A 25032-nucleotide genomic window follows, 5' to 3' on the forward strand; every position below is an offset into this window, starting at 1 on the left:
TGAGTGGTGCTTCCTCGCCTGCATCAACACTATTCCTATTTTTCAGAGGCCCCTTAGTTTTCAGTCACCGCGGCTCTGATTCGTTTGCGGAAAATCGGTCCTACCAGATATGGCAGCAGCAGACCAAGCATGGCGATGATCCAGAGGATTTTGCATAACGTACTTTGCCAGAGAATTGACCAGTGACCATCGGAAAGAATCATGGCGTGGCCGAGATTTTTTTCCATTTCCGGCCCCAGCAACATGCCCAGAATGATCGGTACCAAAGGAATCTCAATCTTACGGAAAATATAGCCGGCGATTCCAAACAGGATCATGAAGTAGAGGTCGAAGGTGCTGTGGCTGATGGAATATATACCCACAAAGGCGACCATCATGACGCTCGGCATCAGATACATTTGTGGTACTGACAACAGCCGCACGAATACCCCGACCAGTGGAATATTCAGCAGCAGCAGGATGAAGTTACCGATCAGCAGTGCAGCGATAACCCCCCAGACGACATCTGCATTCTGAGTGAACATAAGCGGACCGGGGGTGATATTCATGGAAATCAGCATGGCCAATAACACAGCGGTGGTGCCACTGCCGGGAACCCCAAGCGTTAGCATAGGAACCAGAGCACCGGAGGACGCTGCATTGTTGCCGGCTTCCGGAGCCGCAACACCGCGGCTGTCACCATTACCAAAATCACCTTTTTTGCCGGTAATCTGTTTTTCCAGGGTATAGCTGATAAAGCTGCCTAGGGAGGCTCCGGCACCGGGCAGGACACCGGAAATGAATCCAAGTACGCTGCCACGCAGAGTGGTGGGCAGAATCCAGATCAGCTCTTTCAGAGTCAGGCTCAGTTTGCCGACCTTGACCATTTTGCGACCCGAAACTGCGTGTTCTTCCAAAAAGATCAGCAGTTCGGAAATGGCAAACAGGCCGACGATGGCAAGGATGAAGTCGATGCCTTCATACAGTTCCAATACCCCAAACGTATAGCGCTGGGTTCCGGTGGAAATGTCGATGCCCACGGTGGAGATCATGATGCCCAGGGTAGCAGCCAATATGGTTTTGATCGGATTTTTGCCGGTAATGCCGCCAAGGGTTGCGAATGCCAGAACAAACAATGCGAAATATTCTGCCGGACCAAATGTCAGTGCAAACTTTGCCAGAATCGGTGCCAGCAAAATTAAGCCGATGGTACCGATCAGACCGCCCATAAATGAGGCGATGGCTGAGATCGCCAGGGCATCTGAGGCACGCCCCTTGGTGGCCATGGGGTAGCCGTCGAGACAGGTCATCATGGCCGGTTCATCACCCGGGATATTCAATAGAATGGAAGAAATCCGGCCTCCGTACATAGCACCGGCATACACCGATGTTAGCAGGATTAATGCACTGTCTGCCGGCATACCAAGAGAAAACGCCAGTGGAATCAGAATGGCAACGCCGTTAGCCGGACCGAGACCGGGCAATGCGCCAATCAGCGTCCCCATAAAGGCACCCATCAGCGCCAGGCTCAGATTCATGGGTGTGAGTGCCACCCCAAATCCGTCTATTAAGTAATTCAAAGTGTCCATCGACTGCGTGACTCCTTACCTTAATTCCAACAGACCATGTGGCAGGGTCAGTTCCAGGCCATAATTAAATAAGACAAAAATCACCACGGAGCCAATCAGGCCGGTTAGGAAAGCATTTTTTATCGGAGCTTTCAGTAAGCGGCTGAGGCTGGTAACCATTATGGTTGTGGCGATGATGAATCCCAGCGGTTCCAGCAGCACGGTGTAAATGATCAGGATGGCAATCGCGATCAGAATGTCGATACCACTGCGATTCAGCGGCCAGCTGAGATCCGGATCCGGTTTGACCACCAGATACGCGCTGGTAATCGCAAGAATAACGCTGAGGATCAGTGGGAAGGTTTTCGGTCCGACGGCTTCAGCGCCGCCGAAGGGTTCAGGAAACTGCAGTGCACCCCAGCCGTACGCGACGGCCAGGATAAACATTAATAACCCAAATACCCGGTCATTAATAAAACTCATCTGAGTAAACCAATATCTTTTGACAGTTGTTCGATGCTTTTGACCTGGTTGATGACAAAGCTTTCGAACTCATCTTTGGAAGGATGGAACGGGATCAGGCCGTTTTTGACCATGACCTCTTTCCATTCCGGGGTGGCGTAGAGTTTGTCGATAGTGTCGACCCAGAATTGTTGAGCTTCCTTAGAGGCGCCAGCCGGCATGTAGAAACCGCGCCAGTTTGGACCTATGGCATCGATGCCCTGCTCTTTGGCGGTTGGGATGTTGGCAAACTTACCGGGTAGTCTTTCGTCTGATAATACGGCCAGTATCCGCATGTCGCCGGAATCAATAAAGCCAATGGCTTCAGAAATATCACCGGTGAATGCATCGACATGACCACCAATCACTTGAGTCATGGCTTCGCCACCATTGTTGTACGACAGATAGGCGATCTTGGGCAGATTTTTTACCCCGGCCGCTTGGGCTGCAATCAGAACTTTCAGGTGATCCCAGCCACCATTGGCGCTGCCGCCGGCAAATTTTGCTGACCGTGGATCGGCTTTAAGCGCGTCCATCAGTTGATTGAGGTTCTGATATTTGGAGTCTTTGCTAACACCAATGACACCATAGTCTGCACCCAGGGCTCCCACCCACTTGACCATACCGGCATTCATACCTGGAAATTGACGTTGAGCCAGACGCGTGGTGGTGGCAGTGGAGGCGGCAACGATCAGGTTGTTGTCATTTTTCCGCTTACTGACAACATGGGCAAAGGCGACACCACCACCGGCACCCGCCATGTTAGTGGTTTGCATGGCACCTTTGATCATGTCCAGTTCTTCCATCACAGTGGCCACACTACGACAGGTGAAATCCCAACCGCCACCTGGATCTGCAGGGGCAATACATTCAATTTTGCCGGAGGGCTCAAATGCCAGAGTCATAGTGGCGCTAAGTGCCAGAGCTGTGGTAGTTAATAGTTTCAGGGTATTTTTAAACATCGTTCATACTCCATTTTTTTATTGTTGTGTGGCCGGTTAATGTGCTGTTTCGCATCCACCGGAACCGATGAAGGTTAAGATTGCGTTCAGGTAGAGTGAATATTGAGCACGTATTGGTTTTTAAAAACATTAAAAAAGTTTAGTTCATAAAGTTCATGGCACTATCGGTCTGTTGTGAATTCTCTCTATGCCCGCGTTGGGTCCGACTATCGAAAGAGGTATAGAGGTATGCCGATCACGAGGGAGGGATGACGCAGATATTGGCTGCTGTCAGCCGTGGTATCCTGCCGGGTTGATGATTTGATTAACATGTCTGGCAATATCACCGAGCGGATAATCGCCCGGCCGTGACAAATAGCACCGTTGAACGTGCCGCCAGACTGCTGAACGGTAAGGTCTGCTGGTTTTTTGTGACTGGCAAACTCTATGTTGTGAGTGTTGGTCTTGGCAGCGCGCGACTAAGGGCAGAGAAAGTGGGGGCTCGTGCACTGGCAGGGTTTGCATGCTGTGATCGAGCAGGGGTTAGTGGGTTAATGAATGTGCGGGACTAAATGATGAGAGCACTACCACAGTATTATTCAGTCAAAAGATGATTTCAGTGGCAGTGCACAATATTTATCAACGTAACCAGCGGGACGCTTTATTGTCTGAATTATTCACAGATGAGCCCCGAGATAATGGGGTTACCAAACAGTAGAGGGCAGGCTCGCAAATGACACTTGTGGTTCTGTTCCCGGGTATAATACCGGTCACTGATGATGAGAGTGGTAGATATTGAAGTTGTATCGCATGAAAACAAGGGCGTGGTATGGGCAGATTAATAACTAACGGTAAGATTGTAGTCATGGGCGTCTCCGGCGCGGGCAAAACAAAAGTCGGTCAGGCGCTGGCCGAGGTTTTGCGGGTTCCCTTCCATGACGCTGATGACTTTCACAGCAAAGCCAATGTTGAAAAAATGTCCCAGGGTATTCCCCTGACTGATCAGGACAGGATTGAGTGGTTGGCTGATCTGGCCAACTTGCTGCAGCGTTCGCAAGGAGGGGTACTGGCATGTTCGGCCTTGAAGGCAGCTTATCGCCAGCGCCTGAAACGCGATAATCCTGACATAGTGTTCATTTATCTTCAGGGCGATTTTGCGACCATTTTGGCGCGCATCAAGCAGCGGCAGTCTCACTATTTCAAAGGTGAAGCAATGCTGCAAAATCAGTTTGAGGTACTTGAACCGCCGACTGAGAAAGAAGCTCTGGTGATCAATATCAATCAGTCATTTGAACAAGTGCTTGCCGAATGTCTGACGGCTCTCAATCTACAGCCCTGTTAACTTTTCCATTCTGTGCTGGTTTTCAGAGATCATTCCAAATCGATTTATGGAACAGGGCTTCAGTGCATGGACATCCATGTATTCATTATGCCGACATGAGGGTTGGAATGGTCGACGTTTTTGAGATTACCGTTTGCTGCGATATCGTCGCTCTGGCCGACCGACCGTGCCATAGTTAATGTCTGCGATCAATTCATCGCTGCTGACCAAGTGTTCAAGGTAACGGCGTGCCGTGGTTCGGCTGGCTCCGATTAACTGACCTACGTCTTCAGCGTTCAGGTCCTGCTGGTTTTTGAAGACATCACGTACTTTTTCCAGTGTCAGAGAGTCGATGCCTTTAGGCAGGGTATCGGGTAAACGGGCTGGTTGATCATGACCACTTAATCCACGATTGAGCAGATTATCCAGTTCGTTCTGATCAATTGAACCAATTTGATGTATTTGTTGATGGTGCCGGGCATATCGCTGCAATGCTTCTTTAAGACGCTCGAATACCAGAGGTTTCAGGATATAGTCAAAAACGCCGCCATGCAGGGCTGATTTAAGGGTATCGATGTCTTTGGCTGCAGTAATCAGAATAACGTCCGTTGCCAGGCTGTCCTTACGTAACTGTTTCAGTAAATCGAGTCCGGAGCCTGAGGGAAAATAGATATCCAGCATCAGCAGATCCGGTTTCATAACATCGATCAGGTCTTTGGCATCTTCCAGACTGTGAGCGATACCGATCAGGTCGAAGCCTTCGACTTTGTTCACAAATCGTCGTTGTATTTCCGCAATCTGCGGGTCGTCTTCCACGACCAGTGTTCGAATCAAACTCATGCATTTACACCTGGATATGCTTCGGAATATATATGCAGAACCGGCTGCCACCTATTTCTGCATTCTCGATACTGATCGTGCCATGCAGTTGCATTACAAACTGCCTGACCAGATGGAGTCCGTAACCGTGGCCGATCTCTATCTTGCTGGATGTTCCCTTTTCAAAGATAGCCTGCTTTTGGTGGTCAGACAGTCCTGGCCCCTGATCTTCAACTTCAAATACCAGATCATGGCCAAGATCGGTCATCGATAAGGCGATTTTACCGCCATTGCCGCGTGTACGCAGAGTGGCTTCAAGCGCATTATCGATAATATTGCCAAGAATACTGACGATTTTTTCCCTGGGAATTGCGGCGGGGACATCGACCATGCGACTGTTTTCGTCGATTTCCATGACCAAGCCAAGCTCTCTGGCCCGATTGTATTTTCCCAGAATGCAGCCGGCGATGACAGGGTCGGGGACATTTTCCAACAACATCTGAATGAGCTGCTGGTGATCGTGCGTTTCCTGACCAATCAGTTTCAGGGCATCTTCTATGGCACCGATTTCTATCAGTCCGGCAATGGTATGCAGTTTGTTGGAGTACTCATGTGCCTGACTGCGCAGGGTTTCGGCGTATTGCTGTATCCGGGTCAGCTGGGCACTGACAAAATCGAGTTCGTCTTTGCGTCGGAAGCTTGAGACCACACCGAATACTTTGCCTTCTGCAGATAACAAGGGCAGACGGTTGACGACGAGTGTCAGCGGACCCGTTCGAACTTCCTGGTCATATTGAGGAATACCGGTTTTCAATACTTCCAGCATGTAACTACCCGACAGCACTGCTCCGATGGGCTGCCCTAATAACTTGCTATCAGGGTCGAGCTGTAGGGTGCTCATGGCCGCTCGATTAAAAGTGGTAATTTTGCCGTTGATGTCAATGGCGATAATGCCTTCGCGAATCGATTCCAAGGTGGCATCACGCTCTTTATAGAGGTGTGCAATTTCCACTGGCTCCAGTCCCAGAATCGCTTGTTTAAAATGCCGTGCGAACACAATGGCAATGGTTACACTGAGCAGCAGGCTCAGAATAATCACGGCCAAAATAGTGTTACGGTAAGCCGCAACAGTATCAAAAACAGTATTCAGCAGCAGACCGACAGAGACGATACCAATGATATTTTCACCGTGGCTATCGTAGATCGGGGTTTTGCCGCGCATGGTAGCACCAAGACTGCCATCAGCCCGTACGATCATGTCGTGACCAAAACTGAGAGCCTGGGCATTATCGTCCTGATCGTCATCCAGCATGGATTTACCCACCCTGTCTGGTGTCGGGTGGGCGAGGCGAATACCGTTTTTGTTGCCGATTACGACAAACCAGGCTTGAGTTTCATCAGCAACCCGCTGTGCCACAGGCACCAGGGTTGCGGAATCCTGCTGTTCAACGGCACGAATGATTTCCGGCATGGCGGCAACGGTTTTGGCGATGTACAGAGCCCGCTGCCCCATTTGTTCTTCTAGGGCGGAACTCAGATATAAAACGGTAAAACCGCCAATCAGTCCGGTTTGCAGAAACGCTGTGGCACCGAGCATGATAATCATCTGGCTTTGCAGCTTAAGTTGCTTAAAACGTTGACTGACAACCATGAACATCAGTGAATGGTCTCCTGCTGAGTAATTCTGTACGCCATTGATTGTTCTACTTGTATAGGCGGAAATTGTCGGGCCAATATATATGCTTAAGTATGATGTGCAAAGTGTCTGCTGACGAGGGCCCGACTACCGGGGGGATCTTTGTTTGCGGACACTTGTGGTTTTGAATGTCGGCGGCGGATTTATCTGCTGTCCGGGTCTGTATTGTTGTCCCATTTTGGGAGCTGCCAGACTGACAGGGATAATCGTTTTCTAGCTCATTATCGAAATGGGTGATGCGGCCATTGGCGACCACCCAGAACTGATCCATGGTATTGCGCAACAGATAATAGCCATGGGACATCACGACCGCAGTGCCCTGGAATGACTGCAATGCTATCGCTGCATATCCAGATCGAGGTGGTTGGCAGATTCATTGAGTCACAGCAGGTTCAGCCGATAATAGGAAGCGTTTAGCCAGACTTAGGTGTGTATCAGGCGTGAGATGGCAAAAATGCCCCAGGGGGTGAATCACCCGCGCGTAATGCTTCCAATTGATGCCGGACGAAATAACCAACTGCAAGGTTCTGTCCACAGTCTTCATCGCCATTGGTTTTCTGGGCACATGGGTCAGAAATTTACTCAGAGTGAATATATCTCCATGGTGGTTGGCGGCACCAATGCTGATGATTTTTTGATCTGGTGACGGTGTTTTTGGGTCTAGGACTCCGGCATGCCAATGTGTTGTGATCTGATACCATCGCCTATCATCAGAATAACATCGCTCTTCGATCCATGAAGGTGATTTGGAAAATACCCTTTAGTTCTGTTGCAAGTGTTGTCGTAATGCTCATTTTTTTCTCATCTGCCAGACTCCTGTAAATAAAATATCTGAATGCATAATATCGATTTCCGTTGGTTATAGGTTTCTTTATTGTCTGTTAGGTTGTTAGTGGTTTTTTGCTATTGAGATATTAATGGTCTGTTTGTAAGTGGTTTATGTATAGGTGTCAGTGACTTTGGAAAGTTTTTCATAATATTTCGGTGCTCGAAAACTGTGTCGGATATGCGTTTCAGGCTATTGATAACAAGAAAATGATTCGATAATTTTTTTCAAAGTGTCAGAAACGTATGGGAATTTTTTCATTATGACTTGTTGTTTTTTTTGGTTTTTAAAAAGGCAATAAAAAAACTGACTTAATTCGTTTTTTGATTTTTTTGAAACATGAAAATCATCAATATTTTTGGTTGTTATGAATAGACAAAGAATAAATTGATATGACATTTAGTTATCGTGCGCTTGTCAAAACAATAGGGTTTAACCGTAATTTTTCAGTGGTGGTACTAAAGTATGATGTCAAATTTGCCGTTGAAGATTTGTAATCTAGCTAAAGATTCATTGCTGAGAAGTACAAAGGAATTGATCGAATGCTGGGCCTTAATGAAGTCGGTTTTGAACTGGGAGCTCGAAAGTTTTTTCTATCAGATAGTTCTTTTATCAATAGTGTTGATGCACAAGGATTGGACACGCTTCATAAAAATGGAGCGCAGTCTTTTTATGTTGCGGACAGCGAAAGCAATCTGGAATTAGGCATAAATGCAATCGAATCTGCATTGAAAAGAAGTACTCTTGAAAACAGACAGATTAATGCGCTAATTTTGTGCCACACCTCGCCCATTAATACATTACCCGTTCCCTATTCACTCGTTTCGGAGCTGGCGCAGAAAACATCCTTATCCCATTGTTTTGTAACTACCATTACCCAGCAGCAATGTGTCTCATCTCTTTATGGCCTGAAACTCGCAACCGGTTTGTTCAAAACGCATCCGCATTGGGAGGGTGCTATTATCTGTTGTATCGACAAAATTCTGAATGAAGAATATCGGTTAATCGGAGATGCGGGAGTTCATTCTGATGCAGCATCAGCGATTGTTGTTGAGCCTGAAAGTCCGGCGACAGTCGTTGCCATTGAAACCATGACCAATAGTCATATTGCAAAATCGATTCATGCCAGCGACTTGTTTATTAATGATCCACACTATGTTTGGGCGCTGGTATCACTGATCCGGAAAACACTGAAAAAATCGGGTGTTAAGGCCGATCAGCTTCAGTCTGTATTGCCTCATAATGTTAACCTGGCGGTCTGGAAGCAGGTCATGATGTCGTTGAAGCTGTCAGAGACTATTTTATTCAAAGAGAATTTTTCACAGTCAGGCCATGCATTTGGTTCGGATACTGCAATTAATATTGCAACGTCCGGTATGTTGAAGAAATCAGGTTATCACTTGATTGTCAGCTGTGGTATTGGCGGCTGTTACGGTGCCATCCTGGTGGAAAATAAAACTGATTATGGTGTGCAAAGGTTCGCTGTACCAGACCCATAAATTCTAAAGTTACATATTCATAGGACAATTTTTTAGGTGCGATAAATATCGTGCTATGGGTTTCGTATTCTCAAGAATAAGTTCAGTTTAAGTTGACTCTGGAGCTGTAAGTGGAAGCTGATGTTTTAAAACTGCCAGGCACACAAATGCCGTATGTGGAAACCTATCCGGTAACTACCGAAAATTGCCGTCCTTTGGCTGATTGGTTGCTAAGTAAACATGTTGCGCGTTGGATGGATTATGGCAATGGCAAGCAGGACATTAGCGAACTGCAATTATCTATGATTCTGATTAGTCAGAGAAACTATGCCAGGCTTTTTCGGATTCCAGGTGAGAGTGAACCTTTGGGCATTTTTTGCCTTAACTCTGTTGATAACGCCATGAATCATGCAGAAGTATGGGCCGCTCGAAACCACCTCAACCGTCAGCGCCGAAGTGGGAGTTATCGCCACGCGACAGCCTCGGCGGCTGTTCAGATACTGGCCGATGGGTTTCTGGATTTAAATTTGAAAGTGATCAGTTCCTGGGCGGTTGAATGCAATCGGAATTCCATTCAATTGCACGATGCTGTTGGCATGCGCCAAACCGGCATTCTTCGCAAAAGGCATGTGATAGATGGCAAAAGGTATAACCGGATTTGTTATGACATAACGCTCGAGGAATTTGGCGAACGGTATCCGGATGTCGTTTCCGGCAAAAAAAATACTTATCGAAATTCATACCGGAACCAAACACAATAAGGGAGTTAGCCATGCAGGCAACAATCAATTCAGGGCTCGTTGATGCCACCTATCATTTACCTGGGCCGAGGTTGGATATCTGTGATTGGGGGCCGGAAAACCGTGTTGATGCACAGCGCATTGAGCGGTTGCTGGAAAATGGTTGTCGCTATTTCCACGATGGTTCTGACTATTCAGATTCGGAGTTGATCATTAGGGCCATTGAAGAGTTGGTTGCTCATGGTCACGACGTTTCCAGCTGTCGCTATCTGATTCATGCTCATACTCAGCCTTTCAGTATGCCCGCTCCTCCAGAATCGATTCTATCCAATATCATTGGTCAGTTCTCGATGAATATCGACGCCTGTTTTTCAACCAGCCAACTGGCCTGCGCATCCATTATCTGCGCCATCGACTGGGCAACCAAACTTTTGGCAATGCATTCCGAAGAAACTCAGGCGCTGGTCGTTACGGCTGATCGGGTTTTTGGAAAAGCCAAATATCGTGTTCGTCAGGATGGCGGTATACAGAGTGATGGTGCATCTGCGCTGTTACTGAGTAATAAACATTACCGATATCTAATCAAGCGCATCGACTTCAAACATTTTCCTACCGTGCATGAAGGGCCGGAGATCAAAGCCAACGATGAATTGGTGGGTCGTTATACCTGGTTACACAGCAAACAGCTGTTTCTGGAGCATCAGGACCGAATGGGTATTCAACTATCGGACTACGGTGCCATTTTACCTATTAACGCGGATCGGCATTACTGGCACCTTATCGCCAAATCCCTGAAGGTGCCCGATGAATTGTTTTTCACCCGAAATATTGGTGAAAGAGGGCATGCCTGCTGTGCCGACTTTGCGATTAATCTGGTTGATTACGGTTTTGAATGTTTGGAAAAAGGGCAACTGATCAGTGCCTGTGGCCAATCGAATATTGGTTCACACGGTGTCATTAGTCTGCTTCCTCCTGAACAGGGAGGGAGTTCGTGATGAAAACCAAGCTTACGATCAGTGCATTAAGTTGCTTCACTCCGGATATTAAAACGCATACCAACAGCCTGGGCAGTGTACAACATCGTAGTTACGGCCATATGTTGGATAAGGCCGGTCATCAATCGCGTCCTTCTCATGTGCCACGAGGTGTCACCACTATCCGTTGTGACGAATACCGTACGCCGACGGCGGAAACTGAAACACGAGTCGGTGATTTGGCGTCATTTGCCGTGCAACACTGTCTGCAAAACTACCCGAACGGAAAAAACATCAAACATCTTTTTCATACCCAATGCACTCTGGACCAGCGGATAACTGCTTCAAGTTGCTTGCAGTTGGTTCATGAACACTTTGCACCGAAACAAGCGGGTTATGAGTGTTTTGATGTTATCAGTCCGGTCACCATCGGGCAGCTGGCAACGGCCGGTTTGCCCACTGTTTTTCGTCTGGCTGACAGCGTACAGCATGAAGGGCAGATCTGCATTTCTGCCAGTGATAAATGGATTGCACCGATTGCCCGGTACTTTCCCAATTTGGTGACGTACGCTGATGCCGGTGCGGCGTGTATTGCCGGTCACTCCGATCATGTTCTGGAACCCATTGCCACCATTGAAGCGGTACAGCTGTTATGTCGCCCGCCAGGGAGGGATCTCTGGCAGACCTCGGCTGAAACACAAGCTGAATTTATTGTGGACTTGGTTACTGCTTGTCTTGATCGACTCTCCAAAGAGATGGGAGGGTTGAGTAACGATATCAAACTGATCGGCGATCACTACGTGCCTTTAGTCGAACAAAACATCGCCGCAAAAAGTGGTTTTCCGTTGCTCAGGCAACCAGAAGAAAGTGCTTCACATTGGTCATCTGCGTCGATGTTGTACAGCTTGTCCCGTGCGGTTGAATACGCCGTCGAAACCAAAACTCCACAGAGGATAGCGATTTGGACAGCAAGTCCATCAGGTCATGCAGGCGTCGTTCTGGTCCGATGTTCTGACATGGCAAGGAAGACGGAATCCGGCTGGACACACGCACAATAATAAGAGGAATGAAGATGAAACATTTATTGGTGTTAGCTCAGGGAACTCCACGAACATTTATCAATGTTCATGGTAAATCGGTATTTGAAAATCTGCCTTTCCCGGTCATTGTTCTGTGTGAGCGGCGTAAAGCTATTCACTACGAAGGTCTGACAACGGCAACGGCTCCCATTATTGTTGAATCCATCCGATTCCGCGATAAAGAAGCGGTTGCCAGGACAGCCGCACAGTGGCATGAGCAAGTTGGCCTCAGTGGTGTCGTGGCGGTCGACGAACGTACGGTGGAATTTGCAGCTGAACTGCGTAAGTCGTTGAATCTGGGGGGCATGATGCCGAACATTGCCGAACGTTTTCGCAATAAAGTGGTCATGAAACAGTGCCTTAAACCGACGAATCTGCGTTTACCCGAATACGTTGATTGCGACGATCGTCAGCAGGTTGAGACGTTGCTGTCAAAACATCGGAAAATCATCATCAAACCGGTCGATGGTTCTGGTTCAAAATCGGTTACTGAGATTAATAGTTCTGACGATCTGGCAGACTGGTATACGCGCACTCGCGATGTGAGCGGTTATGAAGCGGAAGAATTTATTGAGGGCACGCTTTATCACATTAATGCCATTGTGCGTGATGGCGAAATCCTACTCAGTGCCGTAGCACCTTACATCCCCAACGCAGCCAATATCGATTTCACCTCTGGCAAACCGATGATCAGCGTGCTTGAGCTGGACGGCAGCGTGAAAGAAAAAATGGATCGTTATTCCGAGCAGGTGATCCAGACGCTTGGCATAAAAAACGGCATCACTCACATGGAATGTTTTTTAACGCCCGAAGAAGATGTGGTTTTTTGTGAGATCGCTGCCCGGCAGGCTGGTGGTGGTTTGATACTCATGATCGAAGCCCAATACCAGGTCAATTATGTTGAAGCGATGATGTTGATTGAAGCCGGTTTTGGTGAACAGGTCGTTGTGGCAACACCGGCGGCTAACCTGATGGCACTGATCGGTTTTCGCCAATGCCAATTTGGCATTGTAAAAGCTGCGCCCGATAAGAGCATGTTCGCGGAGCAATGGATCCGCTATCAGGAATTACCGGCGCTCGAAGGCACCATGATCACACCCTCCTCACATTGCACGGATTACGTTGGCCTTCTGGTCTTTGAATCCGAAAACCTCGGTGAATTTAACCTGCGCAGCCAGGAACTGAACGAGCGATTCAATCGTCATTTTGATGTCGCTCCGGCTTAAATAATTGCCAACCAAACTAACAATAGATGATCAGGAGAATCTTGTTATGACCGTTGAAGTGACAACACAAACAACTGATGCACAACTGACCAGCAGGACGGCTGCTTTGGTTATCGACTTACTGAAACTGAACATACCGGCCAGCAGTATTACCGAAGAAACAAACCTGTATGAACTGGGTCTTGATTCACTGACGATCACCGACTTGCTGTTGTCGCTGGAAAATGAGCTGGATATCACGGTTGATGTTGAAGATTTGTCCGAAGAATTGTTTTCAAGCTTTGGCAACCTAATGGCATTTGTCAGGAGCAAAACGGATGAACGAGGCTGAACCCCGATTGACATTGGTCAACACCGGTTCCGTCATTCCCAGGGAAATATCAACGCTCCAGGATTGGCAGCAGCGCTGTCAGTCCGAGTGGCAGGATTGTGCAGTGGATTTGGGGGCCAGCCTGATGAATTTTTTTCATTCACAGACCGGGTTTGACCCTCAGCAATTATCAACTTACGCACCGGAAACCAGATGGCAACATCGGTTCCGGGAATCCGACCAATCTATTGCGGATATGGCTGTCGGTGCCCTACAGCAACTACGTTCAGAACGGCCGTCCGAGAACATGGTGTGTGCCCTGATGCTGTTGTGCACCAACGCATTTGATGACAGTCAACTGTATCGATCTATCGTAACACAGATGGCTGCCGAAACCGGCAACGCCGATCAAAACCATTTTGCGGTTTCTCAAATGCAGGGCGCAGCGTTAGGTACTTCGCTGGACATCATAAAGGCTATGGTTCCGGATGCCGGGCAAAGTGCGTTGCTCGTTGCAAGTGAGCGCTGGATGTTGCCGTTTTCGCGTTTTATGCCGTCTTCACCGCCGCTGGCTGACGGGGCCGTTGCTCTTTGGTTTGAACAGCAAAGCCAGCCTGATGGCTTGGTTTTGCTTGGGCAATACCAGAGCCAGAAAGCTTCTTTTGTTGAACAGGGGCCGGTGGCCATTGCCGGCAATGTTCAGGTGAATCTGCGCCGCGATGTTGCGCCGATTGCAGAATATTCCACTAAAGCGGTGCATTCAGAACTGTCGTTTGCGATTGACAACATGACGAGCGCCGTCAGCGAAGCTATTGCCGCCTGTCTGGATCAACTGCGTCTGACTACCGATGACATTGATCTTTGGCTGCCATCCGGACTCGATGCTGAAGTGGATGAGCAGGTGCTGCAACAACTGACAGATAAAGCCTGTTACGACCGTAACAGACTACCAGATGACGGTGGTTATCTGTGTGCTGCATCGACACCCCTGATTTTGAGTCATGTACTTAATGATTGGCGACAGGGGAAGATAAAAAACAATACATACCTTTTAAGCTGGGGGTTGTCCTGGAGCGGCTGTGTCTGTGTCCAGGTCTGGCAAACTCAAGGAAATCCTTTATGCAACTGAAAACTTCAGGTGTCACCGCTGAATCCGAAACAGACGAGCACCCACCTGCGAAACCCGCTCCTCAAAAAACACTGCTGACTCTGGCTGGAAAAATGATAATTGTTCAGCTGGCACCACTGATTGCCAGTCTGATTGTGGCAAGATTAATTGCAACAGCTGGTGGACTGGAATTTTCCGCTTATTCACTGGTGAACTCTATCAACCTGACCGTTTTTATCGTTATCTCTGGCATTTTGCAGGCGATTTATGTGTTGGGTGGCGACGCGATTGGCAAGAACGATCCGGCGTATTATCACCATGTTATTTCCGCCGGATTAAAAATGGCGATTGTGGCTGCCATCGTGGCAACCATTTTCAGTGCGCTGATTGGACCTGTACTGAAAGGCTTGAATTATGATGTTGCTTTTGCCCGTTACAGTCACTTTTTTGCACTGGCGTCCTGTCTCGGCATCATTCCCACGATTCTGCTGGTTGCTTTCCGCATACACGCCTCGCTAAACCAGCGAGCTGGAATTGCGTCTGCCATTTATATGATTGGCGCGCTGTTTACTATTGTTGTCAGCTTGGCTTTTTCCAGCCGTTTCGATAGCGCGCTGTGGATTACCCTGTTTATCATCACTGTTGTTGCCGCATCTCAATGGTTAATGCTGGTACTCGCATTGGCGTCACTTTATGTTTTTCCGGAACTGCGGTTGTCCGGACAGGCTTCATCAAAAGATGTCAAACGAAGAACGCTGTCCATTCTTTATGCCATCGGTTGGCCAATCGGTGTGGTGGTGTTTCTGGATGCCTTTGCGCCGTTGTTCAGCTCACTGTTTGTCGGGCGGCTTGCCATAGATGCGATGCCGGTACACTCGGTTGTCTCTTTATGGGCAGTGGTTGTTTCTATTATTCCCCTTGGGCTGTCCCAGTCGGTTGTACAGCATATTTCTGTTCTCAATGCACAAGCACAATTTGCAGCACGCAACCAGATCGCCCTGCTTGCTATGTTGCTGACGGCGGGTTATGGCGTTGTGGTGTATCTGGTATTTCTGTTATGGCCCGTTGAAATTGGCCAGCTGTTGCTGGGCGTATCCGATGAAGATTCACAGCGATTGTTGGCAGAACTGATGCCGCTGGGTGGCATTTTTCTGGCCTTCCAGAGCGTCATTATTATGGCCGCGGCCATTCTGCGCGGTATCGGGCAAACCAAAGCACCCATGTTCCAGGCCATTGTCGGGTATCTGTTCATTGCATCGGGCATGCAGGTGTTGCTCGGTTATGTGTTGAAACTCGGTGTTCAGGGTATCTGGTGGGGAATGATCACCGGTTACGTTGTTACGGCCATCATTATTTCCCTGCGCTGTATGCGCGAACTCAAACCTACTCGAAACACTACCAACTTCTAGTTCAAGGAGAATAACAATGCAAAAGTTAGATTTGACTGACGCTGTTTATGAAATGCACGCCACCGATTGTGACTTTGCCTGCAGCCAATTGGAAGATGTTCGCTTGTCTGGCAGCACGCTGATGGAGGTCAGTTTTTCAGACAGCCGGTTTTCGCAGGTTTTGTTCGACCAAAGCCAGTTCGACAACACCAGTTGGGTTGACGTCAGCATTAAAAACAGCCGCTACGACGGGATGACCATTGAAGGCATTTCGGTACTGGAGTTGTTGGAAGTCTATCGTCAGAAAACCAGTGGTGTTGAGTCGTGAACGTAGATACCGATGCCATTCTAAGGCAAATAAAAGACAGCGACCCCGAACACTTCAACCGTTTGGAAGCGTATCGGATCGCCATGCATGAATGGGCGTTGCAAGCGGACATGACCGGAGAAATACCAGAGGAAATCTGGTCGGTAACCCCGGTGGATCTATTGAATCGAATCAATATCCCGGTTGCTTACGGTGGTGTGAAAATGACGGAAACAGCTCTGCAAAGGGCTGTGCTGTTTGAGCGTATTGGTGAAATTTGCCCGAGCCTGCCCATCAGTATGCCGGGCCCGGGTTTGTCGATGCCGCCGGTATTGCACCTGGGAACAGAAGAGCAGAAGCGTGCTTACCTGCAACGCTTTATAGATCGCGATGTTCCTGTCTGGGGTGCGTTTGCCATCACTGAGCCCGACTGCGGTTCGGACGCCACTGCCCTGAAAGCAACCGCCACTCAGGATGGTGATGATTACATTCTCAACGGCGAAAAGTGTTTTATCACGAATGGTGCGAGAGCTGAAGTGGTGGTGGTTTTCGCCAATGCTTATCCGTCGAAAGGGCGCTTTGGTATCCGGGCGTATGTCGTGCCGGCAAACACGCCAGGCTTCAAGGTTAACCGTTGCGAGGACATGCTCGGTTTAAGGTCGAGTCAGTTAACACATCTGTCCTTTACCGAGTGTCGCGTACCTAAAGAATACATGCTGGGTCATAACGGTAAACGCGGTCCACTGATCGACGCTTTCACAGGTGCTCAGCACTCCTGGGATTTTATGCGCCCGGTGTTATCTTCGGTCATTAACGGCAGTTGTATCGGAATTATCCGATACACGCGCAATCTACTGCAGACAAATCAGGTTGAACTGACTATCGCCGAGCGTGAAGCGGTAGCACATCGGCTTGATGTCTTTACTGCCCGTTGTCAGTCTTCGCGGCTGATGTCGTTGCGTGCTGCTCATAGCTACGATCAGCAGCAGCGTGCTTCAACCTTTGCTTCCATTGCCAAAGCGTTTGCTTCCACAACAGCTATAGACCTGGCCCATTACCTGACGTGCACTTTTCCGTTTCAGGCAATGCAGAAACATAACCCGATTGAGAAGTTTTATCGCGATGCGAAAGGATTCGACATTTTGGAAGGCACTGGAGACATGCAACGACTGATGATCGCCAAAGCGCAATCGGCTGCGTAAACACAAGAAGGATTCATCATGGAAACTATAACCGCTGATATTCGCTTTGGACCGTCTGTCCAGACAGAACCGTATATTGAGGAGCTACAACGGGTTGCTCACGGTATTGATACAGTCAATCCGGATCACTTAACTGCCGCGGGTGTGCAGCAAGCCGTGAAAACGATCCGCTCACTGGATATTGCAGAAGCCGGGGCATTGACCGATACCTTTCAGGAACAAATCAATCTGATGTACCAGGCGGCAAAGCAGCTGGCCATTGCCAACAGTGATGCTGCTCTGCAAGGTCTGAGTGCTACCCCGGCAGAGATGATCGCTGTGCCGATGACTGAAAACATTGCTCTGCGATTTAACCAGAATCATGCGGTGATGCTGTTGGCTGCTCCCGGTAACGAATCCGACATCACCTTGCTGGAAAGGCAAACTTCAACCGGGCAGATGCAGACCCGAACTATACCTTTTAGTGCGGTTACGTCGCTTCTGCCTTCAGCGGTGCAGACACCGGGTTTTGTTTTTCATCGGCTGTTGTTTATACCTTCAGATACGTTCGAGGCAACTGTCACACATACACTGGTAGCTGAACAATGGCAGCAGTTTAAAACGTTGATGCTGGGTTTGTACGGTGGTTTGTTGGTGGGTGTCTGCCAAAAAATGACGGAATCTGCATATCAGTATGCACGTGAGCGGCAATCATCCGGCAAACCCATTTACCAGCACCAGGCGGTTGCGCTGCGCCTTGCGGATATTACGCTGCACCAGGAAGCGCTCACCCTGTATCTGGATTTTCTGTTCGATCAGGAAATAGCAGCTGCAGACACAATAGTACCCGTTCTGGATTATCTGGATGAGCTGACATTTAAACTCTCCAGAGATGCTCTGCAAACTGCTGCTGGTCACGGTTTTGTGGAAGGATTGCCGTTCAGCCGTTTGTTTGAACAGGTTAAAACATTGATGGGGCAACTGCATCTCTGGGCTTCGGTTGATTCAGATTCTAAGGAGGCCGTATGAAACCTGCGACTCTGTTACATCATCTGGTGAGCCATCGCAGTGAGGTGGCGCCCGATGCAATTGCATTGCGCCACAAACAACAGGTGATGACATATGCCGAACTTCACCAATCTGTGAAGGAATTTTCTGATGCACTTCTGGCATGTGGTGCTGTTCGCTCTGCACGGGTTGGTATTTATCTGTCCAAATGTTTTGAATACGTTATCGCTGCGTTTGGTTCGGCTATGGCCGGCTGTGTCTTCGTGCCGATCAATCCGGCGCTGAAGGCCTCACAACTGAAACACATATTGAATGACTGCAATGTGGAGGTTCTGATTACCTCGCCGGAGCGTTACCTGTCGATCGAATCCACGCTCAACGAATGCCCGGATTTAAGAACCGTGGTGTTCAAGCAGGGGATGACCGTATCATCTCAGACTGAGCCCGCATACATGCTCCGGCAATGGGACGAATTTATTCCGGCACCGGCCAGTACCGAGGCCGTGAATATCATTGATCAGGATATTGCAGCCATCTTTTATACCTCTGGCAGTACCGGCTTACCAAAAGGGGTGGTTGTCAGCCATCGCAATCTGGTTTCGGGTGCCGCCAGTGTTGCTGAATATCTTCAGCAACGGGCAGATGACGTTTTGATAGCGGCTCTACCGTTTTCATTCGACGCTGGCTTTTCACAATTAACCACTGCCTTTACTGCAGGGGCGACGGTTGTTCTGTACGAATACACCACCGCTAAAGAAGCCTTGAAAGTAATTGCGGCGGAAGGTGTGACAGGCATGACAGCAGTACCACCGTTGTGGATTCAGTTAATTGAACACCCCTGGTCAGAAGCAATTGCTGAAAGCTTGCGTTACTTCGCTAACACTGGTGGCGCCATGCCTCGCAGTGTTCTGGATGTGTTGCAGAAAAAAGCACCCAAAGCACGTCCTTATCTGATGTATGGATTGACCGAAGCCTTTCGCTCAACGTATCTCGACCCCGAGCAGGTGTCCGCCAGACCCAATTCCATTGGCAAAGCCATTCCCAATCAGGAAATCATGGTACTGCGACCGGATCTGACTCCCTGTGCGCCCGGTGAGCATGGTGAGTTGGTGCATCGTGGTTCAACTGTCAGTCTGGGTTACTGGAATGCGCCTGAGTTAACGGCGAAGCGTTTCCGGCAGATTCCTGTAGCCGGTGGTTGTGTTAGCAACGAGATGGCAGTGTTTTCCGGTGATCTGGTTTACCGGGATGATGAAGGCTATTTGTATTTTGTTGGGCGGAGTGATGAGCTGATCAAATCCTCCGGGTATCGCATCAGTCCGACGGAAGTGGAAGAGGCTGCCTACAGCAGTCACCTGGTTCATGAAGCTGCTGTGTTTGGTGTGCCGGATGAGCGGCTCGGCCAGAAAGTGGTTTTGGTGGTTCACACAAGTTCGGACGATTTTGACGAACGTGCTCTGATTGCCCATATGAGCAAAACCCTGGCGAACTACATGTTACCAAAGACGATTATGGTTGAGACAGATTCCTTACCACGTAACAGTAATAACAAAATCGACCGCAACCTGTTGCGCAATACTTTACTGGAAAACAACACGGAGGTTGTCGACCAATGAGTCAGGTAAACAAGCACAAGACTGCATACGAACACTCTGCGATCTGGCCCAGGAATGAACAGGGTGAATTTACCCTGAATGGTCAGCCTCTCTCACATGTTGTTGCCAGTGTTGGCGGAACGCCCTGTTATCTGTATGACCGTCAGCGAATAGGAAGGCGCATCACACAACTGAAAGCCATGCTGCCTGAACGTTTGTTGCTGCACTACGCTATAAAAGCCAACCCCATGCCTGCGTTGGTTTGTGCATTACAGCCGAGTGTGCAAGGCTTTGATGTAGCTTCGTCCGCTGAGTTGCGAGTTGCGCTGGACAGCGGCATGCACAGCGAGCACATCAGTTTTGCCGGTCCTGGTAAACAATTGGCAGAACTGGAGCAGGCTGTTGCTGCAGGGATACTTATTCATGTTGAGTCGTTCCGCGAAGTTGAATTGCTCGCAGACCTTCGTAAACGCTATCCACTAATACGCGTCAGCGTTCGCGTCAACCTGCCGTTTGAGTTGAAAGCTTCTGGTATGAAAATGTCCGGTGGTTCAAAACAGTTTGGTATCGATGCGGAATATGTACCTGACATGCTGGAACGTATTCAGAAATACGATCTGTCGTTTGAAGGGTTTCATATGTTCGCCGGCTCACAGAATCTGAAGAGTGACGCCATTGTTGAAGTGCAGCGAAAAAGTTACGAGCTGACATTGGAATGGGTTCAGCATTTTGGATTATCGTTGAAATATCTTAATCTCGGTGGTGGCTTTGGCATTCCCTATACGGTGAATGACACATCGCTGGACGTTGAACCCATTGCACGCCAGCTTCATGACATGGACGCTGAACTCAATGTCAGTCATCCCCATGCCAGACTGGTGATTGAACTGGGTCGTTATCTGGTTGGTGAAGCGGGTGTTTATGTCAGTCGTATCATTGATAAAAAAGAATCGCGGGGAAAAAACTTTCTGATTATCGATGGTGGTATGCATCAGCACCTGGCGGCTTCGGGTAATTTTGGTCAGGTGATCAAGCGTAACTATCCTTTGGCCATTAATGCCCGCCACGGTGATGCGAATGAAATCGCCACGGTTGTGGGGCCGTTATGTACACCGTTGGATCAACTCGCGGATAACGCCACTCTTCATACTGCGCAACCAGGTGATCTGGTGGTGGTCTTCCAATCGGGCGCGTATGGTCGAAGTGCCAGTCCGGGTTTGTTTCTGAGTCATCCGGAGGTGAGGGAGGCACTGGTCTAATGCATTCCAATGAAATATCTGAACGGAAACAATAAACCTGAATAAATCGGCGTTTTTAAGAGTATGAAGTGCGCAGAGGATGCTGGTGAGTGCCGGAACGCCGGATGAGTATCCGGCGCGACTGTTGTGATTGTGGTAGCTTCAGGCCTGGTCTTTAGTGAGATCCTGCTGCAAGGTTTCCAGTTCATCGTGAAGGCTCAGCCAGGTTTGTTCCAGGGCTTCGATGTTACTGTCGAGAGATTTTTTTTGTTCCAGTAACTCAATCAGAGTGGCCTTGCGCTCATCACTGTACAGTTCGCTGTCGGCCAGCTGCCGTTCCAGTTCACTATTCTGTTGCTGGTACTGATTCAGTTGTTGTTCCGTTTTCTCAATCTGTTTTTTTATCGGACTTAACTGCCGGCGAATCTCGGCTTCACGGCGTTTGCGCGCTTGTGCATCTGCTGCGGATTTGTTTTCTGTTTTGGTTTCAGTGACCACTTCATTTTTGGGAGTGCCGGACTGGTTGCGATAATAATCTTCCAATTCATTGTCGAAGCTGGTGACTCGACCATTGGCGACAACCCAGAACTGATCCACAGTATTTCTCAACAGATAACGATCGTGGGAAATCAGGACAACCGCCCCTTCAAATGATTGCAGTGCCATGGTCAACGCATGCCGCATTTCCAGATCGAGGTGGTTGGTTGGTTCGTCGAGTAACAGCAGGTTGGGTCGATACCAGGAAACGGTGGCCAGACTCAGCCGGGCCTTTTCTCCACCAGAGAAGTTGGCAATCCGGGCATCGACTTTATCTCCTTGAAAACCAAATCCTCCCAGATAATTTTTCAGCTCCTGCTGATGGGTATCAGGTGCGAGACGACGAAAATGACTGAGAGGCGAATCATCTGCACGCAGTGCCTCCAGCTGATGCTGAGCGAAATAGCCAACGGCGAGATTCTGTCCACGATATTCATCACCACTGATTTTTCTGATCTCGTGGGCCAGAAACTTGATCAATGTGGATTTTCCCGCACCGTTCACACCGAGCAGGCCTATCCGGTCACCGGGACTGATCATCAGGTTTATGTTTTCCAGGATGGGGGTATCCTGATAACCGATGTTCAGGTTATCGATCCTGATCAGAGGGTCGGAGGTTTTGTCTGCTTCACGGAAATGAAAGTTGAACGGACTGTCCATATGCGCCGGTGCAATCAATTCCATACGCTCCAGTTCTTTTACCCTACTCTGGGCCTGACGGGCTTTGCTGGCCTTGGCTTTGAAGCGGGTTACAAAAGACTGGATCTCCTGAATTCGTTGCTGCTGCTTCTCGTATGCTGACTGCTGCTGTAGCAGACGCTGAGCCTTGGTGATTTCATAAGTGTCATAATTGCCGTTATAGAGCTGTAAGGTCTGGGCCTCGAAACTGACAATGTGATCAGCAACGTTATTAATAAATTCTTTATCATGGGATACGAACAACAATGTACCCTGATAAGCATTCAGCCATTTCTCCAGCCATATACAGGCTTCCATATCCAGGTGGTTGGTTGGTTCGTCAAGCAGCAGCAGATCTGATGGAACCATGAGCGCCCGGGCCAGATTCAAACGAATACGCCATCCACCGGAAAATGAATTGACCGGATTGTTGAATTGTTGGGGTTGAAAGCCAAGGCCGGATAGTAATCTTTCAGCCTGACTGGGACATTCGTATCCACGGATGTCGTCGAATGCCGCCAGTGCCCTGGATAGGGTTTGCGGATTCTGGGTCTCATCATGGATAACGGCTTCCAGGCGTCGATATTCGGTGTGTCCATCCAGCACGTAGTCCAGTGCAGATCTGTGACTGTCCGAAATTTCCTGGGCCATATGAGATACACGCCAGACACTTGGAATGGAGCATTCGCCGCTGTCAGCGGTCAGACCATTCAGCAGCAGAGAGAAGAAACTGGACTTTCCGCATCCATTGGCACCAATCAGGGCAATTTTCCAGCCATCGTGAAGTTGTACAGAAGTGTGGTCCAGCAGCCGGGTGGCACCCTGATACATGCTGAGGTCTTTTATATGAATCATGAATTGATTAGCGTATATGATGAGTTTTGGCCGCGGATTTTAGCAGGTTATTCAGCAGGCAGGTATTTCTGCCTGAGGAATTACGCTTTTGTGTGACAGAGGGATATTGTTGAGAGCCAGTATAAATGCATCCTGCGCTGGGAAATCTCTTAAACGGCCAGTGAGGTATGTGAGCGGAGCTGGCCATTCTGACGGTTGGCAAGAGCATAGCGCTAATGATATTTCAATGGGAGTAGTCATCTATGTCCGGAAACAAGCAGGAACAGGCCTGGCAAGATATTTGTGCAATGTATCAGCAGGATAGTGTGGCTGAACGCTTGCTGCAATGGCAGGATCAGCGAGATCTGGATGTGGTGCGTATCTTATTGGCTTTGTGGTTTTACACACATCAACAGGAAGTGAGCTCTCTTACTGATGACGCCCGCCAGCTTTACCAGGCAGTCATTAAACCCTGGCGAAGGATTCGTACAGGTGTACGTGAGATGTCGGCATTTAAAGGGTTTTATCATCGGCTGCTACAACTGGAATTACAGTTGGAACGGGCGTATTTCGATGAGCTATGGCGTGTGGTATCGGTAGCTCCGAGTAGTGGGCCAGAATCATCGTTGTCGTTGTTGTTGGACAAGTTGGGGGGCGGTGATGTGCTCTCAGAAGCAGAGTTGGAGTGGTTGATTCAGCTGGGACATGACGTCAATGAAAAAGAGGGCTGAATAGCCCTCTTTAATGGAATGAAAACCTTATGCGTCTTCTTCAGGATTGAACAGACTGCGATTTTCACCAACTTCCGGTACGGTAGTCACTACTTCTGGAGTAGGCTCCTGAGGAATAGGAGTTGAGACTGGCTCTACTGCTTCTGGTTTAACCGCTTCTTTTTTTACAGGTGCTTTTTTAACAGCAGCCTTTTTAGCGGGTGCTTTCTTGGCGACTGCTTTTTTCGCGGCGGGTTTCTTGGCAACAGCCTTTTTAGTTGCTGTTTTGGTCGCTTTGGCTGCTTTGGCTTTTTTGGGTGCCGCGGTTTTCGCTGCAGGTGCTGCTACGCTGCTTTTGGGGGCTTTAGCGGCCGTTGGTTTTGCCTTGGTCTTCGCTTTTGCCTTTACTCTGCTCTTTTTAGCTTTGGCTTTTTCTGCGACGGCTTTTTTCTTATTGAACTCTTTGACTGCGTTATCAACCACTTTCTTCAGGGCATTCTCTTCTTTTGCCTGATTTGCAAGTGCGCTTAACTCTTCTTTCGCGGTAGCCAGAGCTGCTTTGGCGGCAGAGGCTGCAGCAGATGCTGCCTGTTTTTGTTCAACGGCTTTAGCTTTGGCGGCAGAGGATTTGGCTTTAGCTGCTTTTTGAGTAGCTGTTACTGCTTTTTTAGTGGCAGCGTCGGCAGCCTTTTTCGCTTTCTGGAAAGCTTTTTCTGCGTCAGCAACCAAGCCTGCTTTTGCTTTTTCCAGTTGAGCTTGCAATTTGGAGATTTCTGCTTCCAGCTTCTCAACAGGGGAAACCGCTGCGCTTTTCGGCTTTGCTACAGCAGCTTTTTTAGGCTTTGCTACAACAGCTTTTTTAGCAGCAACTTTTTTGGCAGTGGCTGTTTTCTTTACGGGGGTTTTTTTTACGGCTTTTTTAGGCGCCGCTACTTTTTTCTTGGCGGGCGCTTTTTTCTTAGCTGCTGGCATTAGGAGTTACCTCATTAG

General features: G+C 48.7%; 24 protein-coding genes. 17 read left to right on the top strand and 7 right to left on the bottom strand.

Annotated elements, in window-relative coordinates; translation table 11 throughout:
- Positions 1-53: 53 nt before the first annotated feature.
- From ACQY6I_RS09230 to ACQY6I_RS09240, 3 genes are read right to left on the bottom strand one after another with little or no spacing between them, the layout of a single operon-like run.
- Positions 54-1568 carry a tripartite tricarboxylate transporter permease gene (locus tag ACQY6I_RS09230; RefSeq protein ID WP_428241193.1) on the bottom strand — a complete coding sequence of 505 codons (1515 nt, stop codon included), beginning with the start codon at positions 1566-1568 and terminating at the stop codon, positions 54-56.
- A 15-nt stretch (positions 1569-1583) separates the two neighbouring features.
- Entirely contained in the window at positions 1584-2030 is a 447-nt protein-coding gene (locus tag ACQY6I_RS09235; protein WP_428241194.1) for a tripartite tricarboxylate transporter TctB family protein, read from the bottom strand.
- On the bottom strand, positions 2027-3010 hold the full coding sequence (locus ACQY6I_RS09240; protein ID WP_428241195.1) for a Bug family tripartite tricarboxylate transporter substrate binding protein: 984 nt from the start codon (positions 3008-3010) through the stop codon (positions 2027-2029). The genes ACQY6I_RS09235 and ACQY6I_RS09240 overlap by 4 nt, the downstream gene beginning before the upstream one ends.
- Positions 3011-3357: 347 nt before the next feature.
- On the opposite strand from ACQY6I_RS09240, the gene ACQY6I_RS09245 reads away from it, so the two are divergent.
- Complete coding sequence (locus ACQY6I_RS09245; RefSeq protein ID WP_428241196.1) at positions 3358-3561, top strand: hypothetical protein; 204 nt, start codon at positions 3358-3360, stop codon at positions 3559-3561.
- A gap of 257 nt (positions 3562-3818) precedes the next feature.
- Positions 3819-4331 carry a gluconokinase gene (locus ACQY6I_RS09250; RefSeq protein ID WP_428241197.1) on the top strand — a complete coding sequence of 171 codons (513 nt, stop codon included), beginning with the start codon at positions 3819-3821 and terminating at the stop codon, positions 4329-4331.
- Positions 4332-4457: 126 nt separating this feature from the next.
- Here ACQY6I_RS09250 and ACQY6I_RS09255 read toward each other — a convergent pair whose 3' ends face one another.
- Positions 4458-5150 (bottom strand): response regulator, encoded by a 693-nt coding sequence (locus ACQY6I_RS09255; RefSeq protein WP_428241198.1) that lies wholly within the window; start codon positions 5148-5150, stop codon positions 4458-4460.
- 4 nt (positions 5151-5154) lie between these two features.
- Positions 5155-6786, bottom strand: coding sequence for an ATP-binding protein (locus tag ACQY6I_RS09260; protein WP_428241199.1), 1632 nt, complete (start codon positions 6784-6786; stop codon positions 5155-5157).
- Positions 6787-7270: 484 nt separating this feature from the next.
- On the opposite strand from ACQY6I_RS09260, the gene ACQY6I_RS09265 reads away from it, so the two are divergent.
- From ACQY6I_RS09265 to ACQY6I_RS09330, 14 genes are all read left to right on the top strand, one after another.
- Positions 7271-7471: a hypothetical protein gene (locus ACQY6I_RS09265; protein WP_428241200.1), complete on the top strand. Its 201-nt coding sequence runs from the start codon at positions 7271-7273 to the stop codon at positions 7469-7471.
- 722 nt (positions 7472-8193) lie between these two features.
- Positions 8194-9150, top strand: a complete 957-nt coding sequence (locus ACQY6I_RS09270) for a 3-oxoacyl-[acyl-carrier-protein] synthase III C-terminal domain-containing protein (RefSeq protein WP_428241201.1) — start codon at positions 8194-8196, stop codon at positions 9148-9150.
- A gap of 110 nt (positions 9151-9260) precedes the next feature.
- Positions 9261-9890 carry a GNAT family N-acetyltransferase gene (locus tag ACQY6I_RS09275; protein ID WP_428241202.1) on the top strand — a complete coding sequence of 210 codons (630 nt, stop codon included), beginning with the start codon at positions 9261-9263 and terminating at the stop codon, positions 9888-9890.
- Positions 9891-9901: 11 nt separating this feature from the next.
- On the top strand, positions 9902-10864 hold the full coding sequence (locus ACQY6I_RS09280; RefSeq protein ID WP_428241203.1) for a hypothetical protein: 963 nt from the start codon (positions 9902-9904) through the stop codon (positions 10862-10864).
- Positions 10864-11901: a hypothetical protein gene (locus ACQY6I_RS09285; protein ID WP_428241204.1), complete on the top strand. Its 1038-nt coding sequence runs from the start codon at positions 10864-10866 to the stop codon at positions 11899-11901. Before ACQY6I_RS09280 ends, ACQY6I_RS09285 begins: the two co-directional genes overlap by 1 nt.
- Positions 11902-11915: 14 nt before the next feature.
- Positions 11916-13148: an ATP-grasp domain-containing protein gene (locus tag ACQY6I_RS09290; RefSeq protein ID WP_428241205.1), complete on the top strand. Its 1233-nt coding sequence runs from the start codon at positions 11916-11918 to the stop codon at positions 13146-13148.
- Positions 13149-13194: 46 nt separating this feature from the next.
- Positions 13195-13479, top strand: coding sequence for an acyl carrier protein (locus ACQY6I_RS09295; protein ID WP_428241206.1), 285 nt, complete (start codon positions 13195-13197; stop codon positions 13477-13479).
- Positions 13466-14587, top strand: coding sequence for a hypothetical protein (locus tag ACQY6I_RS09300; RefSeq protein ID WP_428241207.1), 1122 nt, complete (start codon positions 13466-13468; stop codon positions 14585-14587). The genes ACQY6I_RS09295 and ACQY6I_RS09300 overlap by 14 nt, the downstream gene beginning before the upstream one ends.
- Entirely contained in the window at positions 14578-15975 is a 1398-nt protein-coding gene (locus ACQY6I_RS09305; protein ID WP_428241208.1) for an MATE family efflux transporter, read from the top strand. The genes ACQY6I_RS09300 and ACQY6I_RS09305 overlap by 10 nt, the downstream gene beginning before the upstream one ends.
- 16 nt (positions 15976-15991) lie before the next feature.
- Positions 15992-16282: a hypothetical protein gene (locus ACQY6I_RS09310; protein WP_428241209.1), complete on the top strand. Its 291-nt coding sequence runs from the start codon at positions 15992-15994 to the stop codon at positions 16280-16282.
- Positions 16279-17463 (top strand): acyl-CoA dehydrogenase family protein, encoded by a 1185-nt coding sequence (locus ACQY6I_RS09315; RefSeq protein WP_428241210.1) that lies wholly within the window; start codon positions 16279-16281, stop codon positions 17461-17463. Before ACQY6I_RS09310 ends, ACQY6I_RS09315 begins: the two co-directional genes overlap by 4 nt.
- 18 nt (positions 17464-17481) lie before the next feature.
- Complete coding sequence (locus ACQY6I_RS09320) at positions 17482-18471, top strand: acyl-CoA dehydrogenase family protein (RefSeq protein WP_428241211.1); 990 nt, start codon at positions 17482-17484, stop codon at positions 18469-18471.
- Complete coding sequence (locus tag ACQY6I_RS09325; protein ID WP_428241212.1) at positions 18468-20066, top strand: acyl-CoA ligase (AMP-forming), exosortase A system-associated; 1599 nt, start codon at positions 18468-18470, stop codon at positions 20064-20066. Before ACQY6I_RS09320 ends, ACQY6I_RS09325 begins: the two co-directional genes overlap by 4 nt.
- Positions 20063-21304, top strand: coding sequence for a pyridoxal-dependent decarboxylase, exosortase A system-associated (locus ACQY6I_RS09330; RefSeq protein ID WP_428241213.1), 1242 nt, complete (start codon positions 20063-20065; stop codon positions 21302-21304). The genes ACQY6I_RS09325 and ACQY6I_RS09330 overlap by 4 nt, the downstream gene beginning before the upstream one ends.
- Before the next feature lie 141 nt (positions 21305-21445).
- Here ACQY6I_RS09330 and ACQY6I_RS09335 read toward each other — a convergent pair whose 3' ends face one another.
- The gene (locus ACQY6I_RS09335) at positions 21446-23353 is read right to left on the bottom strand and encodes an ATP-binding cassette domain-containing protein (protein WP_428241214.1); all 1908 of its coding nucleotides are present in this window, start codon (positions 23351-23353) and stop codon (positions 21446-21448) included.
- Positions 23354-23595: 242 nt separating this feature from the next.
- Here ACQY6I_RS09335 and ACQY6I_RS09340 point away from each other — a divergent pair, with 242 nt between their 5' ends.
- Positions 23596-24063 (top strand): DUF2390 domain-containing protein, encoded by a 468-nt coding sequence (locus tag ACQY6I_RS09340; RefSeq protein WP_428241215.1) that lies wholly within the window; start codon positions 23596-23598, stop codon positions 24061-24063.
- A gap of 27 nt (positions 24064-24090) precedes the next feature.
- Here ACQY6I_RS09340 and ACQY6I_RS09345 read toward each other — a convergent pair whose 3' ends face one another.
- On the bottom strand, positions 24091-25014 hold the full coding sequence (locus ACQY6I_RS09345) for a hypothetical protein (RefSeq protein WP_428241216.1): 924 nt from the start codon (positions 25012-25014) through the stop codon (positions 24091-24093).
- Positions 25015-25032: the final 18 nt, after the last annotated feature.

Origin of the sequence: Gynuella sp., assembly GCF_050297175.1 — a bacterium.
In the GTDB taxonomy this organism is placed as follows: domain Bacteria; phylum Pseudomonadota; class Gammaproteobacteria; order Pseudomonadales; family Natronospirillaceae; genus Gynuella.